The organism is Rhodococcus sp. T7 (assembly GCF_009872365.1).
In the GTDB taxonomy this organism is placed as follows: Bacteria; Actinomycetota; Actinomycetes; order Mycobacteriales; family Mycobacteriaceae; genus Rhodococcus_F.
This window is the reverse complement of record NZ_WXYH01000232.1, coordinates 21,467-37,998: the sequence shown is the minus strand read 5'-3', so window position 1 is coordinate 37,998 and position 16,532 is coordinate 21,467. Positions and strand designations below refer to the sequence as shown.

At 68.4% G+C, this 16,532-nt stretch carries 14 protein-coding genes; 8 read left to right on the top strand and 6 right to left on the bottom strand.

What is annotated here, in order from left to right; all coding sequences use genetic code 11:
- Window positions 1–17: 17 nt before the first annotated feature.
- Window positions 18–1,712, top strand: coding sequence for a dihydroxy-acid dehydratase (gene ilvD / locus MLGJGCBP_RS21455; protein ID WP_160097929.1), 1,695 nt, complete (start codon window positions 18–20; stop codon window positions 1,710–1,712).
- Window positions 1,713–1,778: 66 nt separating this feature from the next.
- On the opposite strand, the gene MLGJGCBP_RS21450 is transcribed toward ilvD, so the two are convergent.
- Together MLGJGCBP_RS21450 and MLGJGCBP_RS21445 are read right to left on the bottom strand one after the other, a co-directional pair.
- Window positions 1,779–2,432 (bottom strand): S1 family peptidase, encoded by a 654-nt coding sequence (locus MLGJGCBP_RS21450; RefSeq protein ID WP_087556842.1) that lies wholly within the window; start codon window positions 2,430–2,432, stop codon window positions 1,779–1,781.
- Between the two features lie 123 nt (window positions 2,433–2,555).
- Window positions 2,556–3,272 (bottom strand): DUF6319 family protein, encoded by a 717-nt coding sequence (locus MLGJGCBP_RS21445; RefSeq protein WP_160097928.1) that lies wholly within the window; start codon window positions 3,270–3,272, stop codon window positions 2,556–2,558.
- A gap of 101 nt (window positions 3,273–3,373) precedes the next feature.
- On the opposite strand from MLGJGCBP_RS21445, the gene MLGJGCBP_RS21440 reads away from it, so the two are divergent.
- Window positions 3,374–4,429 carry an adenylate/guanylate cyclase domain-containing protein gene (locus tag MLGJGCBP_RS21440; protein WP_160097927.1) on the top strand — a complete coding sequence of 352 codons (1,056 nt, stop codon included), beginning with the start codon at window positions 3,374–3,376 and terminating at the stop codon, window positions 4,427–4,429.
- A 203-nt stretch (window positions 4,430–4,632) separates the two neighbouring features.
- Here the strand turns inward: MLGJGCBP_RS21440 and MLGJGCBP_RS21435 are convergent, their stop codons facing one another.
- Window positions 4,633–5,304, bottom strand: coding sequence for a TetR/AcrR family transcriptional regulator (locus MLGJGCBP_RS21435; protein WP_087556845.1), 672 nt, complete (start codon window positions 5,302–5,304; stop codon window positions 4,633–4,635).
- Window positions 5,305–5,468: 164 nt separating this feature from the next.
- Between MLGJGCBP_RS21435 and MLGJGCBP_RS21430 the strand changes: the two genes are divergently transcribed.
- Window positions 5,469–6,974: an MFS transporter gene (locus tag MLGJGCBP_RS21430; protein WP_236581240.1), complete on the top strand. Its 1,506-nt coding sequence runs from the start codon at window positions 5,469–5,471 to the stop codon at window positions 6,972–6,974.
- A 99-nt stretch (window positions 6,975–7,073) separates the two neighbouring features.
- Window positions 7,074–7,970, top strand: coding sequence for an AurF N-oxygenase family protein (locus MLGJGCBP_RS21425; protein WP_087556847.1), 897 nt, complete (start codon window positions 7,074–7,076; stop codon window positions 7,968–7,970).
- A gap of 1 nt (window position 7,971) precedes the next feature.
- On the opposite strand, the gene MLGJGCBP_RS21420 is transcribed toward MLGJGCBP_RS21425, so the two are convergent.
- A complete protein-coding gene (locus MLGJGCBP_RS21420; RefSeq protein WP_160097925.1) occupies window positions 7,972–10,248 on the bottom strand; it encodes a SulP family inorganic anion transporter in 2,277 nt (758 codons plus the stop codon).
- Window positions 10,249–10,645: 397 nt separating this feature from the next.
- On the opposite strand from MLGJGCBP_RS21420, the gene MLGJGCBP_RS21415 reads away from it, so the two are divergent.
- Window positions 10,646–11,188 carry a gamma carbonic anhydrase family protein gene (locus MLGJGCBP_RS21415; RefSeq protein ID WP_160097924.1) on the top strand — a complete coding sequence of 181 codons (543 nt, stop codon included), beginning with the start codon at window positions 10,646–10,648 and terminating at the stop codon, window positions 11,186–11,188.
- Window positions 11,189–11,209: 21 nt separating this feature from the next.
- On the opposite strand, the gene MLGJGCBP_RS21410 is transcribed toward MLGJGCBP_RS21415, so the two are convergent.
- Complete coding sequence (locus tag MLGJGCBP_RS21410) at window positions 11,210–11,668, bottom strand: carboxymuconolactone decarboxylase family protein (protein ID WP_160097945.1); 459 nt, start codon at window positions 11,666–11,668, stop codon at window positions 11,210–11,212.
- A gap of 64 nt (window positions 11,669–11,732) precedes the next feature.
- On the opposite strand from MLGJGCBP_RS21410, the gene pdxR reads away from it, so the two are divergent.
- From pdxR to MLGJGCBP_RS21395, 3 genes are all read left to right on the top strand, one after another.
- Complete coding sequence (pdxR, locus tag MLGJGCBP_RS21405; RefSeq protein WP_160097923.1) at window positions 11,733–13,142, top strand: MocR-like pyridoxine biosynthesis transcription factor PdxR; 1,410 nt, start codon at window positions 11,733–11,735, stop codon at window positions 13,140–13,142.
- A 232-nt stretch (window positions 13,143–13,374) separates the two neighbouring features.
- Window positions 13,375–13,902: an OsmC family protein gene (locus MLGJGCBP_RS21400; protein ID WP_087556852.1), complete on the top strand. Its 528-nt coding sequence runs from the start codon at window positions 13,375–13,377 to the stop codon at window positions 13,900–13,902.
- A gap of 40 nt (window positions 13,903–13,942) precedes the next feature.
- Window positions 13,943–15,244 carry a bifunctional o-acetylhomoserine/o-acetylserine sulfhydrylase gene (locus MLGJGCBP_RS21395; RefSeq protein ID WP_160097922.1) on the top strand — a complete coding sequence of 434 codons (1,302 nt, stop codon included), beginning with the start codon at window positions 13,943–13,945 and terminating at the stop codon, window positions 15,242–15,244.
- A gap of 38 nt (window positions 15,245–15,282) precedes the next feature.
- Here the strand turns inward: MLGJGCBP_RS21395 and MLGJGCBP_RS21390 are convergent, their stop codons facing one another.
- Window positions 15,283–16,461, bottom strand: a complete 1,179-nt coding sequence (locus MLGJGCBP_RS21390; RefSeq protein WP_160097921.1) for an acyl-CoA dehydrogenase family protein — start codon at window positions 16,459–16,461, stop codon at window positions 15,283–15,285.
- Window positions 16,462–16,532 lie beyond the last annotated feature (71 nt).

Genomic DNA, 16,532 nt, shown 5'->3' with positions numbered 1-16,532 from the left:
CGCCTACGCTGGGATCCATGAATACCCCGGATCCGAAACCCCGCAGCCGCGACGTCACCGACGGACTGGAGAAGACCGCAGCACGCGGCATGCTCCGTGCGGTGGGAATGGGCGACGACGACTGGGGAAAATCCCAGATCGGCGTGGCGTCGTCGTGGAATGAGATCACCCCCTGCAACCTGTCGCTCGACCGGCTCGCGAAGGCCGTCAAGGACGGCGTCCACGCCGCGGGCGGGTACCCCCTCGAGTTCGGCACCATCTCCGTCTCCGACGGCATCTCGATGGGACACGAGGGCATGCACTTCTCCCTCGTGTCCCGTGAGGTGATCGCCGACAGTGTGGAAACGGTGATGCAGGCCGAACGCCTCGACGGGTCGGTGCTGCTCGCCGGTTGCGACAAGTCGCTGCCCGGCATGCTGATGGCCGCGGCCCGCCTCGACCTGTCGAGCGTGTTCCTCTACGCGGGGTCGATCCTGCCGGGCATCGCCAAACTGTCCGACGGCACCGAACTCGACGTCACCATCATCGACGCATTCGAGGCGGTCGGCGCGTGTTCGCGCGGACTGATGAGCCTCGAGGACGTCGACGCCATCGAACGCGCCATCTGCCCCGGCGAGGGTGCGTGCGGCGGCATGTACACGGCGAACACGATGGCCAGTGCCGCCGAGGCGCTGGGCATGTCGCTGCCCGGCAGCGCGTCCCCTCCCGCCACCGACCGTCGTCGCGACGGATTCGCGAGGCGCAGCGGCGAAGCCGTCGTCGAACTGCTCCGCCGCGGCATCACCGCCAGGGACATCCTCACCAAGGAGGCGTTCGAGAACGCCATCGCCGTGGTCATGGCGTTCGGCGGTTCCACCAACGCCGTCCTGCATCTGCTGGCCATCGCCAGCGAAGCCGAAGTGGAACTCACACTCGAGGACTTCTCCCGCGTCGGCGCCCGCGTCCCGCACCTCGCGGACGTCAAACCGTTCGGCAAGCACGTGATGAAGGACGTCGACCACATCGGCGGCGTCCCCGTCATCATGAAGGCCCTCCTCGACGCCGGCATGCTGCACGGCGACTGCCTGACCGTCACCGGCCGGACGATGGCCGAGAATCTGGCCGACATCGCGCCGCCCGACCCGGACGGCAAGGTGCTCCGCGCGATGAGTACGCCCATCCACCCGACCGGCGGCATCACGATCCTGAAGGGTTCCCTCGCCCCGGGCGGCGCGGTGGTGAAGTCCGCCGGGTTCGACTCCGACGTCTTCACCGGCACGGCACGCGTCTTCGAGCGGGAGCGGGCCGCGATGGACGCCCTCGAGGACGGCACCATCACGGGCGGCGACGTCGTCGTCATCCGCTACGAGGGCCCCAAGGGCGGTCCCGGCATGCGCGAGATGCTCGCGATCACCGGCGCCATCAAGGGCGCAGGCCTGGGCAAGGACGTCCTGCTGCTCACAGACGGCCGATTCTCCGGCGGCACCACCGGCCTCTGCGTCGGGCACGTGGCACCGGAGGCCGTCGACGGCGGTCCCATCGCGTTCGTCCGCGACGGCGACCAGATCCGCCTGGACGTCGGAACGGGCACGCTGGAACTGCTCGTCGACGAGAAGGAACTCGCCGACCGCAAGAACGGGTGGGAACCGCTGCCCCCGCGCTACACCCGCGGAGTGCTGGCCAAGTACACGAAGCTCGTCGGTTCCGCCTCGGGCGGCGCCGTCTGCGGGTAGGCGCTCCGCGCCCGTGCGCCTTTCTGGTTGTCCTGGCTACCAGAAAGGCGCACGAGCCCGGAGGGCCTAGATGGGCCGGAACCCCGCGCCGGGACCGGCGTTGGCGTTCATGTCGTTGACGATCGAGTTGAGGTTGGTGCCGATCTCCGGGCCGATGCACGGTGCCGCGAGGTAAGCATTGACCATGGCGACAAGGGTGGTGCCGACGACCATCGGTGCGCCCGAGTCACCTTCGATCACACAGGCCTGGGTCCACGTCTCCCCCGTCTGCATGAGGTCGCCGTAGACGATGCCGCACGTGTTTCCCGTGGTCCGGCCTTCCTTGCACGCCACCTGGGGGAAGCCCGCCGGTGCGCCGATCTGGGTGATCGTGACGCCGCCGACCCGGTTGACGGGGACGACCTTCGCCGGATCGAACTGGATCACCGCGTAGTCGAGAGCGGGGTTGGAGATGACGAACTTCCCGATGATGCCGCTGTCCTGACTGGCCTCGGGCACCACGTACGAGCCGACCTCACCGCAGTGGCCCGCCGTCAGGCCGACGAGCCGGCCCGCATTGTCGTGTCCGATGGTGGTAAGCGAACAGACGAGTTCGTCGTTCACCACGATCCCCGAACCGCCCCCCATGACGGCGGCCGGAGCTGCTGTCGCGGTCCCTGCCGCAACGAATCCCAGAATTCCCGCTGTCGCCGCAACAACCGCCGCGAATCGTTTCAACATTTTTCGAACCTTCCCGGAAATGAGCCCCGACGGCCGCGTGTCTCTCCATAAGAATCCCATCCCGCGCAAGACCTGCGTGGGGGAATGCCGATGTAGAGACCGCGGCCGTTGCCCGCTCCGGTACTACTCGCCCGCGCCGAGGGCCTCCAGCGCTTTCCGGGCGTCCTCGAGTTGCCGGCTCAGCTCGTCCACCCGGGCCGCGGCGAGGTTGCGCGCCGCCACGATGATCGACTCGACGGCCTCGATCGCCGTCTCCTCGCCGAGTTCCCGGACCGCACGCTCGACGGCGTCCGGAGACACCGGGACGGCCTTGCCGGGACGCTTGGCTCCGTGCGCGACGGTGACGCTCCAGTCGTTGTCGGCGCCGGCGTGGATGGTGACGCTGACTCCGGCAGGCACCTTCTTGGCGGTGCGCTTGGCCGGTGCCGCGGCGGGTTTCGGGACCGCGGCGGCGGCCGGTTGCGGCACCGCGACGGCCTTCGCCGCGGGCGCCCTGGGGGCGGGCGGCGGACCTGGTTCGATCTCCTGGTGCACGACCGGCGCGGCGACGGCGGGCGCGGCGGCGGGCACCGACTTGGGCGCCGGAATTCGTCTCATCAGAAGCTCCTCGGCTTCGAAGGGGAGCTCGTCGTCGACACCCTTGGGGCGGATCAGGACCGTATTGCCTTGCACGGAGATGACTTTCGCCGAGGCTCCGGCCTCGAGCCCGAGGCTGGGCATCGCGTCGCGCAGATACACGGTGGCCCGCTTGCCTTCCGCGATCGCGGCAGCGAGGGTCTCGAGATTCTCCGCGGTCAGGTGATCCGGTGCGGCGGCGCCGGAACGTCTACGGGGCGGCATGCGCTGTCCTTTCTGGTCTGTCTCCTGGTTACGCTCGTGGGCACCGCAACTCTTGCACACCCCACCGACGGTTCCGCATCGAACGTAACGAGAGGAACGACGTGACCTCGGAAGCACCGGAGAACAACGACGCGACGGCAACACCGACGGAGATCTCACCGACCCTGCTCCGCGACATCCAGGCCGATCTCGAGGAGTCGCTGCTCGGCGGGCCCCGCCGGTACACGCGGGCCGAGATCGCCGATATCGCGGGTGTCTCCCTCGATCGGGCGGACCGTCTGTGGGTGTCGATGGGGTTCGCGGTCGACATCGACCCCGACAGCGTCATGTTCACCGAGGGGGACGCCACCGCGTTGCGTACCATCGCGTCGCTCGTCGATCGGGGAATCATCTCGCCGGAACGCGAAGTGGCGGCGGCCCGCGCGCTGGGTCAGTCGTTGTCGCGGCTCGCCGAATGGCAGGTGTCGCTGATCAGCACGCACATCGTCGATCAACTCGCGGATTCGGCGGGCAGCGACGAGCAGGCGATCCGGGAGCAGGTGCGGGGGCTCACCGCCGAGATCCTTCCGGCGGTCGAGTCGTTGCAGGCGTACGTCTGGCGCAGGCACGTCGCCTCGACCACGGGCCGCAACGTGGGCAATCCCGGTGAGGAGGTCGCGAGCCGGACCCTGGTGGTCGGGTTCGCGGACATCGTCGGGTACACGTCGCTGACGCGTCAACTCGGTGCCCGGGATCTCGCGGACCTGCTGGAACGCTTCGAATCGGCCTCGACGACGGTGATCGGCGGGCATCAGGGGTGGGTGGTGAAAACGGTCGGCGACGAGGTGATGTTCGCCGTCGAATCGCCGGCCGATGCGGCGGAGATCGCGCTGCAACTCCAGGAGCGGGTCCTGCCGGACGAGTCGGACCCCGAACTGCGGGTCGGTCTCGCGATGGGTCCGGTTCTCGTCCGGTTCGGCGACCTCTACGGTTCCGTCGTCAACACCGCGGCGAGACTCACCGGGTCGGCGCGTCCCGGCACGGTGCTGATCGACGAGGAACTCGCCCACGAACTCGACGGCGCTCCCGATTACTACCTCAAACAGCTACGCCCACGACGCGTTCGAGGGATACGCAGGCTCGAGCAATTCGTGCTGCGCCGGAATCGGGACGCCTGACGAGGGTCAGCTTCCGAAGGGAAGGGTTCCGGGCGGGATGGAGTATCCGCTGCTGCCGGCGGCGACGCCGCCCCACGCACCGAGGAGCCAGTTGAGTGCATCAGTGATCATCGAAAAACCTTCCCACACCATTCATCAGACAGGCACGGCGTCAGGTGCCGCGCGCACTGCCACGGTAATGACGACAGCCTGAGCTGTCGACGTCATAATGCCTGAGCAGGGGGTATCTCGCGCAGCGCGGGCGGGCGGGCACCGGCTTCGACCTGGGCGGCGCGTGCCGCGAGGAAGTCGTCGACGATCTGCTCACACGCGGCGCGTCCGAGCGGGGTGAGGGTGGCGAGCCGGGTGAAGACGAGCGGTCCGAGAAGCTGGGCGAGGGCGAGGTCGTAGTCGAATTGTCCGAGGCGTTCCGCCGCCTCGGGTGTGCCGAAGACCTGGTCGAACGCCGCCCGGTACTGTGCGACGATCGTCTGCCGGAGCGTCCGCAGTTCCGGTTTGTCCGACTGGGCGGCGTCCGCGCTCGAGTAGTCGTCCAGCGCGGGGCCCATGCCCAGCCAGCACATCGCCGTCACGTTCATGGGGGCACTCTCGATGAGTTTCGCCTGACTGACCATCAGTTCGACCAGCCGGTCCCGGAGGTCGCCTTCGGCGAGCACCGTGGGGGCGGGCGGAATCAGCCGCCCGAACGCCGCGGCCACCAGTTCGGTGCCGTTGTCGAAATGCCGGTAGAGCGTGGCGCGAGCCACCTTCGCCAGTGTGGTGACGGCGTCGATGGTGACGGCGTCCGTGCCGCCCTTCGCGAGAAGAGTTGTCGCGGCGTCGAGAAGTCGCGCACGCGAGCGCTGCCTGCGGGGATCCTGCTCGGTCATCTGCACCGCCCGTTCCTGCCACTGCCCGACCTCTTGTGAACTATTAGTCTACCAACGATACTGACAGTCTCATTTCCATCGGGAGGAGTGTCGTGCACGCTCGGAACGAGACACCACGGGCACAGCAGGGACGACCGGAGAACGCGGGCTGGAGCCTGCGGCAGATATGGATGCTCACGGTCTCGTGCTGCGCCGTCGCCCTCGTCGTCGCGGCGATGGCGGCCCTCAACACCGCGCTCCCCGACCTCGCCCGCGACACGGGTGCGACGCAGAGCCAGCTGACGTGGATCGTCGACGGCTACACCCTCACCCTGGCCGCCCTGCTGCTTCCGGCGGGCGCGCTCGGCGACCGGTACGGCCGGCGCGGGCTGCTCATGATCGGACTGCTGATCTTCGGCGCCTCCACCGCGCTCCCCCTCGTCAACGACGCACCCGAGTGGATCATCGGCTCGCGGGCCGTGGCCGGCGTCGGCGCCGCCCTCGTCATGCCCGCCACGCTGTCGCTGCTCACCGCAGGTTTCCCGCCGGCACACCGGGGCCGGGCCGTGGGCATCTGGTCGGGTGTCGCCGGTTCCGGTGCGATCGCCGGCCTGCTGGTCTCCGGATTCCTGCTCGAGAAGTGGTCGTGGCACGCCATCTTCATCGGCCTCACCGTGGTGTCCGCGCTGATCTTCGTCACGGGCTTCACCATCTCGTCGTCCCGCGAGACGGAGCGCCCACCGCTGGACCTGCCCGGCACCGGGCTGATCGCCGCCGCCGTCGGCCTGTTCGTCCTGGGAACCATCGAGGCGCCGCAACGCGGCTGGCTGGATCCCGTCGTGCTCGGACTGCTCGTCGGCGGACTCGCCGCCGCGGCCGCGTTCGCCCTCGTGGAACTCCGCAGAAAGCACCCCCTGCTCGACGTCCGGCTGTTCGCCAACCGCGCGTTCGGCTCGGGGTCGATGTCGCTCCTCCTGCAGTTCCTCGCCTCACTCGGGCTGTTCTTCCTGCTCGTCCAGTACTTGCAACTGGTGCTGGACTACTCGCCGCTGCAGTCGGCGCTCGCGCTCGCCCCCCTCGCCGTGCCGGTGGTGGCGATGTCCGCGGTCATGCCGATGCTCGTCCCGCACGTCGGGCTGCGGCCGCTGCTCGCGTCCGGCTCCGCGCTGCTCGGCCTGGGCATTCTCCTGCTGGTGCGGCTCGACGCGCATTCGAGTTACGCGGAGGTGTGCGCCCCGCTCATCGTGGCCGCGTTCGGTATCGGACTGTGCACGGCGCCCGCGACATCGGCCATCGTGCAGAACACTCCCGACGAGAAGCAGGGTGTCGCATCCGCTGTCAACGACACGGCGCGCGAGATCGGCTCGGCCATCGGAGTCGCACTCGCAGGCAGCGTCCTGGCCGCGGGTTACGGCAGACATGTGCAGCCGGCCGTCGACGCCGTTCCGGAGGCCGCGAAGGAGCCGGTGTCGAGTTCGCTGGCGGCGGCACTGCAAGTTGCGGACGTCGCGGGCCCGCAGGGTGAGCAACTTGCGACGTTCGCCCGGGATTCGTTCCTGAAGGGTTTCGACGAGGCGTCCATCGTTCTGGCCTGCGTGCTGTTCGGCGCATCGCTGCTGCTCGCGGTGTGGGCGCCGGGACGGAAGGGGTCCGTGCCGAAGGCCGAATCGCCGCAGGAACTGGCCGAGATCGACTGAGCGGACGTTGCCCTTGTGACCGTCGTCATTGTATCGTTCAGTATCAGTAACTGAATGTCACAGTTAGTTGACCGTCTAGTCACAGATCAAGGGGTAGTGATGACCGCATCGATCGTCGTCTCCGACCGCGAAGAGACCGCCCAGCGCTTGCTGGCGTCGTCGGCACGCAAGTCCTACGACCCGATGGTCGAGGTCGACTGGGAAGCACCGATCCCCGACGACAAGTTCGGTCTCACCCCCGAGTGGAGCACGCTGTACGGCACGGCCCTCTGGGACGAGATGACCGACGAGCAGAAGGTCGAACTCACCAAGCACGAGGCCGCCAGCGTCTCCAGCGTCGGACTGTGGTTCGAGATCCTCCTCATGCAGATGCTCCTGCGCGACGTGTACGGCCGCGACAAGCACTCGCGCCACGTGCAGTTCGCCCTCACCGAGGTCGCGGACGAGTGCCGCCACTCGGTGATGTTCGCCCGTGCAGGCGAACGCCTGAACATGCCGAGCTACGGCCCCCACCCGGTGATCCACAAGCTCGGGCGCATCTGGGGTGGCTTCTTCCGGGGAGCCAACGCGTATGCCAGCGTGATGGCCGCCGAGGAGATCCTCGACATGATGCAGCGCGACTTCATGAAGGACGAGCGCGTGCAGCCCGTCACCCGCACGGTGAGCAAGATCCACGTCCTCGAGGAGGCCCGCCACATCCGCTTCGCCCGCGAAGAGGTCGGACGCCGCATCCAGGGCGCCAGCTGGGCCCGCCTCCAGATCGAGCGCCTCAACACCGCCGCGGTCGTGTACTTCGTGATGAAGAGCATGATCCGCAAGGACGTCTACGAGAACGCCGGCCTCGACCCGAAGCGGGCCGCCGCCGAGGCCAAGAGCAACCAGCACTACAAGGACACCGTCCGGACGTCCGGTTCCAAGTTGATGCAGTTCCTCGATGGCGTCGGCCTCGTCGGCGGCCCGTCGAAGCGCCTCTACAAGCGGGTCCATCTCCTCTGAATCATGTCGGGACGTGGTCCAGGTAGGACACACCGGTCGAGGTGATCTCGAGTACGCGCGCGGACGGAATGTCGAAGAACATTCCCGCGACGCGTACTCGACCCTCGGCCGCCGCCGCGCCGACGAGGGGATGGCGCCCGAGGGTTTGCACCTGGACCGCCACATTGACCATGCCCAGCTGGTCGACCTCGTCGAATCCCAGTTCTGCCGCTGCACGCGCCACCGGGTGACCGCTGAGGAACGCCTTGCGACTCGGCTGCGCGAACGTCAGCCACTGCTCCACGGCGCCCTCGGATCCGTCGGTGCCTGCCGGCGCCTCTGCCAGGACGGCCTTCATCGCGCCGCAGCCGGAATGACCGCACACGATCACCGAGCTGACCTCGAGTTCGTCGAGCGCGAAGGCCAGGCCCGCTTCGACGGACACGTCCTGCCTCCCGGTCGGCACCAGGTTGCCCACGTTGCGCACCGTGAACAGGTCGCCGGGACCACTGCTGGTGATCACGTTCGGCACGATGCGTGAATCGGAGCAGGTGAGGAACAGCGAGTCGGGGCGCTGCCCGTCCCGGAGGTCGTCGAGGTGCGGCTGTAGTTGCGCCGCGTTGCGCCGGTGGTACTCCGACACTCCCGCGAGGACGGGTCGCAGCGCCGCCGGTGTGGCATTCTCCCCCGTGTCGTGGTGCCGCGGCTGCCAGCTCTTCCACGGGGCGAACCCGCGGGGGCTCGCCACCCCGACGCCGCGCCGCGGCGGCGACGCACCCACGGCGTCCATGTCGACGGGACCGAGCGCGTCGATCACGACGGTTCCGCCGTTGTTCTCGTAGTGCCGCTTCCAGTCGTCGATCGCTTCGAACATGGCGTGGTCGAGGAAGTCGACCGCCAGTTCCACGGTGACGTGCGCGCCCTGGGGCACCTTCGCGAGCAGTCCGGTCAGTGCGGGCATGGACAGGAAGCTGCACGACCCCTCGACGGTCACGCGCCACCGCCCGGAGTCCTCGGAGCCGATGGGTTCGGCGCGCATCCTCGGGTGGATGACCCGCCACAGCAGCAGGACCACCGCGAGTGCGAGACCGATGATCACGCCCTCGAGCAGGTTCAGGAACACCACACCGGCGACGGTCACGCCGTACACCCACAAGTCGCCGGTGCGGCGGGCCGTGCGCAGGTGCGCCATTTTGACGAGCTGGATGCCGATCACGATGAGCAGTCCGGCGAGCGCGGCCATCGGGATCTGCTCGACCAGCGCAGTGAGCAGTGCGGCGAAGACGAGAATCCACACGCCGTGCAGCACTGCGGACGCCCGGGTCTTCGCGCCGGCCGCGACGTTGGTGGAGCTGCGCACGATCACACCCGTGACCGGCAGGCCACCGATGAGACCCGAGATCATGTTGGCCGAGCCCTGACCGACGAGTTCCCGATTGAACTCCGACCGGGTCCCGCCGTGCATCTTGTCGACGGCGACCGCGGAGAGCAGGCTCTCGACGCTGGCGATCAGCGCGACCGTCAGCACGCCGGTGGCCACGGCGAGCCACGGGCCGTCCGGCATCGAGGGCAACGCCACGGCGTCGAACAGGGAGCCGTCCAACGTGATTCGATCGAGGTCGAACGGGAGGACCAGGGAGAGGACGGTGGCGGCGACGACGGCGACCAGCGGCCCCGGGAGCACCTTCAGCTTGCCGGGAATCTTCTTCCAGAACAGCAGGACGACGATGACGACCGCCCCCACGAGGACGTCGCCGTACCGGGCGGATGTCAGCTGTCCGGGCAGCTGGGTGATGTTCTCGACGGTCGAGCTGTGCGAGCTGCCGCCGAGGAGGACGTGAATCTGCTGGAGCGCGATCGTGATTCCGATGCCGGCCAGCATGGCGTGGACGACGACCGGCGCGATGGCCAGAGCGGCACGGGCAATTCTACTGAGCCCGAATATGATTTGAAGGAATCCGGCGGCGACGGTGATCGCGCACGTGGCCTTCCAGCCGAAGGTGGCGACCAATTCCGCTACCACCACGGTCAATCCGGCGGCCGGGCCGCTGACCTGGAGTGGTGAGCCACCGACGGAACCCGCGACCACCCCGCCGACGATCGCGGCGATGAGGCCCGCCATGATCGGGGCGTCGGACGCGATGGCGATGCCGAGCGACAGCGGCAGGGCGACGAGGAAGACGACGAGCGATGCGGGTAGGTCGTATCGCGCGTTATCTCGCCACCTTTCGCCGCGGGTCGGTCCGGGGGCGGGGGCACCGGATGGGGGTGCTTTCTCATTCTCGAGGATCGACGACATGTCGACACCTTACGGGCGGAGACCGACGAAACGCCCGAAACGGACGTGATCCTGTGGCATGTGTCACTGTGGCAGCGCTTTTCGCCCAGTTGAATCGAAAACTATTGGACAACAGTCCATTACATGAAGATTAAAGTACGTAAAGTTCACAGCCGGCGGCCTCGCACGGTGAGACGTGCCGGTCACCGCCACGAAGACGGCGACCGACACTGCCCGGAGGGCCTCCCCGGCGGGGCGTAGCGTGCGGCGCCCGGTCAGGTCGAGGCCGTCGATCGGGAGCAGCCCGACGGACGATGACCGAGCCGGGGCTGCAACCGGGGTCCGCGCCGTACGACAATGAACGACGGAGCACTGCGAAAAGCAGCACGAGTCCGCTGCTCGACACGAGGAGAACACGGTGAGAGAACCACACGTCGTCACGATCAACGGAAGTTCGCCCCGCGCGGACAAGACCGCCTGGGTCGCGCCCACCGCGGCGGTGATCGGCGCGGCGACCCTCGGCGCGGAGACCAGCGTCTGGTACGGCGCGGTGCTGCGCGCCGATTGCGATTCCATCACCCTCGGCGAGGGCAGCAACATCCAGGACGGCGTGGCCGTTCACGTCGACCCGGGTTTCCCCGTGGTCGTCGGCCGGGACGTGAGCGTGGGGCACAATGCCGTCCTGCACGGCTGCACCGTGGAGGACGGCGCCCTCGTTGGCATGGGCGCCACCGTCCTCAACGGCGCGGTGATCGGCGAGCAGTCGCTGATCGCGGCCGGCGCGCTGGTGCTCGAAGGAACCCGGGTTCCGCCACGCTCACTCGTCGCGGGTGTGCCCGCGAAGGTCCGACGGGAACTGACCGACGACGAGGTAGCCCACAATGCGGCCAATGCGGCCGTATACCGCCAACTGGCACAACAACATCGATCGGCAGACGTCACCTCGCTCGATATCGTCTGAGCGAGCGGGATCGGCGAACGGTCAGCGCACTCGCGGGATCTTGCGGGTGCTGACGGCGATGCGATTCCACGCATTGATCGTGAGCACCAGCGAGATGAGCTGGGCCAGTTCGGTCTCGTCGAAATGCTCCTCCGCCTCCTCGTACACCGAGTCCGGGACGAAGCCGTCGGTCAGCACGGTGATCGACTCGGCGAGGGCGAGCGCGGCGCGCTCCTTGTCGGTGTACAGGCCGTGCATTTCCTCCCACGCGCCGAGCAGGAACAGCTTCTGTTCGCTGATGCCGATCTTGCGGGCATCGGCGGTGTGCATGTCGATGCACCACGCGCAGTGGTTGATCTGGGAGCACCGGGTGAGCACCAGTTCGACGAGTTCCGGGTCGAGGCCCTGCCGGGCGGCGGCGTCGAGGGCGATCATCGCCTTGTAGACGGCGGGGGCCTTGCGGGCGAGGTCGACTCGGGTCTTGCGCTCTGTTGTGGCCAGCTCTGTTGTGGTCATGGGAGAACAGTAGACGCGAAATAGCCCATCTCCATGGTTCAATTCGGGCATGGAATCTTGGGCCAATTCAGGTCTGGGCCGCGACCTCCACCTCGACCTCACCGCGCCCGCCGGTGGACGCTCGTCCGGGGTGCGCGCCACGCTGGTGTCCGCGCTGCGCGAGTCGATTCGCTCGGGACGACTCGTCGCGGGCACCACCCTCCCGCCGTCCCGCGCGCTGGCCCTCGACCTCGGCGTCGCCCGCAACACCGTCGCCGAGGCGTACTCCGAACTCGTCGCGGAGGGCTGGCTGACGGCACGGCAGGGATCGGGGACCCGGGTCGCCGATCGGGCACGCGAGTCCGCGCACCGCTCGCAGCCCCGCTCGCCCGCCGCACCCCGGCCCGCGTGGAGTCTGCTGCCCGGTTCGCCCGACGTCGCGGAGTTTCCGCGTGCCGCCTGGATGGCGTCGGCCCGCCGGGCGCTCACCGCGGCGCCCCACGACGCGTTCGGTCCGGGCGATCCGCGGGGCCGCCCCGAACTGCGCCGGGCTGTCGCCGAATATCTCTCCCGCGCACGAGGGGTCCGCACCGATCCCGATCGCATCGTGGTCAGTGCGAGTTCGGGGCAAGGACTGTGGCTGCTCGCCCGCGCCGTGCAGGGACCGGTCGCCGTCGAAGGGTACGGGCTGCACTTTCATCGCGAACTGCTCGGCGACGCCGGCGCCACAACCGTTCCCCTGCGCCTCGACGCCCACGGCGCGCAGCCTCCGGACGCGGCGGGTATGCGACTGTCCGCGGCACTGCTCACCCCGGCCCACCAGTTCCCCACCGGGGGTCCGCTCCACCCCAGCAGGAGAACGGCTTTCGTGGAATGGGCGCGCACGACCGGTGGGATCGTGATCGAGGACGACTACGACGGGGAGTTCCGGTACGACCGCCAGCCCGTCGGCGCCCTGCAGGGTCTGGCCCCGGAACAGGTGGCGTACCTGGGCACTGTGAGCAAGACCCTCTCTCCCGCGATTCGTGTGGGGTGGATGGTGTTGCCGGAACGCCTGATCGACGACGTCCTGGCGGTCAAGGGCGTATACGAGAGGTGGGTCAGCGCGACGGACCAGCTGACCCTGGCGGACTTCATCGAGCGGGGCGCATTCGACCGGCACGTCCGCAGGATGCGCACTCTCTACCGCCGTCGGCGCGACACCCTCGTCGAGACCCTCGCCGCGCGTGCACCGCACGTGCATGTCACCGGCATCGCGGCCGGTCTGCACGCCGTCCTCGAACTTCCGGCCGGGACCGAGGCCGCTACTCTCGGCCGGGCCGCGGCCCTCGGTCTCGCGGTGGAGGGCCTGCGCACGTTCCGTCACCCGGACGGTCCCGCGGACCGGCCGGACGGACTCGTCGTCGGCTACAGCACGCCGTCGTCCGCCCGTTTCGCCACCACGCTCGACGCCCTGTGCCGCGCGCTGCCCACTCCGTGAGCAGAATTTCCTATGGGACTGGTCGGAATGCATGTCGTACGGTTACAGTCTGATCCGTGACCGAATCCGGAGTGATCGACTCAGGCGAGCTGCTGACGCGGCGCCGCCACGTCGATTTCGCACTGGTGTGTACCTCGGGGTGTCCGATCTCCTGATCGGACCCGTCCCGGCGTGATGTTCTCCCACGCCGGGTTGTCTCTGCACACCCACGTTTTCGAAGGATTCGTAACTCGTGACCACTGCATCCGTTTCACATCTCACGTCCGTCATCAGTGCCACCCGCGACGCCGTGTCGCAGGATTCTGCGAACGCCCACGTCGTCTTCACCGCCTCCGCGCAGGCCCACGACGCCGTCGCGAGCACCGTCTCGCTCGGCAAGTACAGCGTCGAGGTGGACGAGCCGCCCGCGCTCGGCGGCGAGCACTCCGCCGCCAATCCCGTGGAGTACTACCTCGCTTCACTGCTCTCCTGCCAGGTGGTGACGTACCGCTTCTGGGCCGAGAAGCTCGGTGTCCGTGTCGACGACATCTCGGCGCGCGCGGAGGGCGACCTCGACGTGCGCGGATTCTTCGGCTTCGACGACGCCGTCCGCCCCGGGTTCGGCGAGGTGCGCGTCGTCGTGACGCTGACCGGCCCGGAACCGCGGGAGCGCTACCTCGAACTGCAGGAAGCCGTCGACGCGCACTGCCCCGTCCTCGACCTCACCCGCAATCCGACCCCGGTCCACACCGTGGTCGAAACACTCACCGGCGACAACTGATTCATCACATCCACTGCACCGAATCCGGAGGACTCCACTCGTGACCGAGAGCATCGATCCCACCGCCAACTGGTCGTTCGAGACCAAGCAGATCCACGCCGGGCAGACGTCCGACGCGACCACCAAGGCGCGGGCGCTGCCGATCTACCAGACCACCTCGTACACGTTCGACAGCACCGATCACGCTGCCGCGCTGTTCGGTCTGGCCGAGCCGGGCAACATCTACACCCGAATCATGAACCCCACCCAGGACGCGGTCGAGCAGCGCATCGCCGCTCTCGAAGGCGGCGTCGCCGCCTTGCTGCTGTCGTCGGGGCAGGCCGCGGAAACCTTTGCGGTACTGAACCTCGCGGAGGCGGGCGACCACATCGTCTCCAGCCCGTACCTGTACGGCGGCACGTACAACCTCTTCCACTACACGCTGCCCAAGCTCGGCATCGAGGTCTCGTTCGTCGAAGACCCGGACGACCTCGAGCAGTGGCGCAGCGCCGTCCGCCCGAACACGAAGGCGTTCTACGGTGAGACGATCGCCAACCCGAAGAACCACATCCTGGACATCGCGGGAATCTCGAAGGTGGGCCACGACAACGGGATCCCGCTGATCGTCGACAACACGGTGGCCACACCGTATCTGCTGCAGCCGCTGAAGCACGGGGCGGACATCGTGGTGCACTCGGCCACCAAGTACCTCGGCGGCCACGGCACGGCGATCGCCGGCGTCATCGTCGACGGCGGCACGTTCGACTGGACCCAGGGGCGACACGGCAACTTCACCACCCCGGACCCGAGCTACCACGGCGTCGTGTTCGCGGACCTCGGCGCCCCGGCCTACGCGCTGAAGGCGCGCGTGCAGTTGCTGCGCGACCTCGGCTCGGCGGTTGCCCCGTTCAACGCGTTCCTCATCGCCCAGGGCATCGAGACGCTCAGCCTGCGCGTGGAGCGGCACGTCGCCAACGCGCAGAAGGTCGCCGAGTTCCTCGAGGCGCGCGCGGACGTGACCTCTGTGTCGTACGCGGGTCTGCCGTCCTCGCAGTGGCACGAGCGCGCACGGCAGCTCACCCCGAAGGGTCCGGGTGCGATCGTGACGTTCGAACTGGCGGGCGGTGTCGATGCCGGTAAGAAGTTCGTCAACGCGCTCACCCTGCACAGCCACGTCGCGAACATCGGTGACGTGCGCTCGCTGGTGATCCACCCGGCGTCGACGACGCACTCGCAGCTCACCCCGGAGGAGCAGCTCGCTGCCGGTGTGACGCCCGGACTGGTTCGCCTCGCCGTCGGCATCGAGGGGATCGACGACATCCTCGCCGACCTCGAGACCGGATTCGCCGCGGCCGCAGTCTGATTCCGGTGCCGGGAGGCCGAGATTCGGCCTCCCGGCGTTCAGATCATCGCGCGCATCATCCCCTGCGGTTCGCCGCCGAGCTGGGTGAGCGCGCTCGCGTGGTTGGTGGGTCCTGGCACGTGGACCGCGTGAGCGAGGCCGGCGTGCGCGTCCCGCCAGAACCGTTGCATCGGCGTCTTGTAGTGCAGCGCGCCACCGCCGGCCCGCGCGAAGATCTCGTCCACGGCACGCACCGCTCGCCACGCCGCGGCGATCTGGGTGCGGCGTCCGATCGCACGCTCCTCGAACGTGACCTCCTTGCCGGCGTCGACCTTGTCGTAGAACCGGTCGGCGGTCTCGATGAGGGCGACCCGGGACGCATTGATCTCGGCGGCGGATTCTCCGATCGCGCTGAGGACGTACGGGTCCTCCTTGATCTTCTGGCCCGTGATGGCGACGCGGTCCTTCTGTACGGCGATGTGGCAGGCCAGCGCGCCCTCGGTGATGCCGATGACGGCGGCGGTGATGCCGAGCGGGAACATGCAGGAGTACGGCATGTTGAACAGCGGTTCCGGTCTGCCCGCTTCCTTCTGCGCCCGCCCGTCCATCACCTTCGACGCGTTCAGCGTCCGGTAACCGGGGACGAACGCCCCTTCGACGATCAGGTCCTTGCTGCCCGTTCCGCGCAGTCCGATGACGTCCCACGTGTCCTCGACGATCTGGTAGTCGGTGCGCGGCAGGATCACGTGCAGCGACGACGGCGGCAGCGCGATGCCGCCCTCACCGTCGCCGACCATCGCCCCGAGGAACGCCCACTGACAGTGGTCGGTGCCCGACGAGAACGACCACCGCCCGTTCAGGACGTATCCGCCGTCGACCGGTGTCGCGACACCCATCGGCGCGTACGGCGACGCCATCCACGTGTCGTTGTCCTCGCCCCAGATCTCCTCCTGCACCTGCGGGTCGGCGAACGCCAGTTCCCACGGGTGCACGCCGACGATCCCGGCGACCCACCCACTCGCGCCGTCGAGTGCGGCGATCCCCATCACGGTCTCGGCGAACTCGCGGGGGTGCACTTCGAGGCCGCCGTACAGCTTGGGCTGCAGCAACCGGATCGCCCCGGAGTCGCGCAGGAGACGGGCGGCGGTGTCGGTGAGCCGGCAGTCCGCCTCCGACCGGACGGCCTGCCCGCGAATCTCCTCGGCGACGGCTTCGATTCTGTCGAGAACCTGACCCATCGGGACTCCCCTTCCGCAGTCAGTAGAACATGTCGTGAGTAGAACACGTTCTAGTCAATATAGCCCCGACG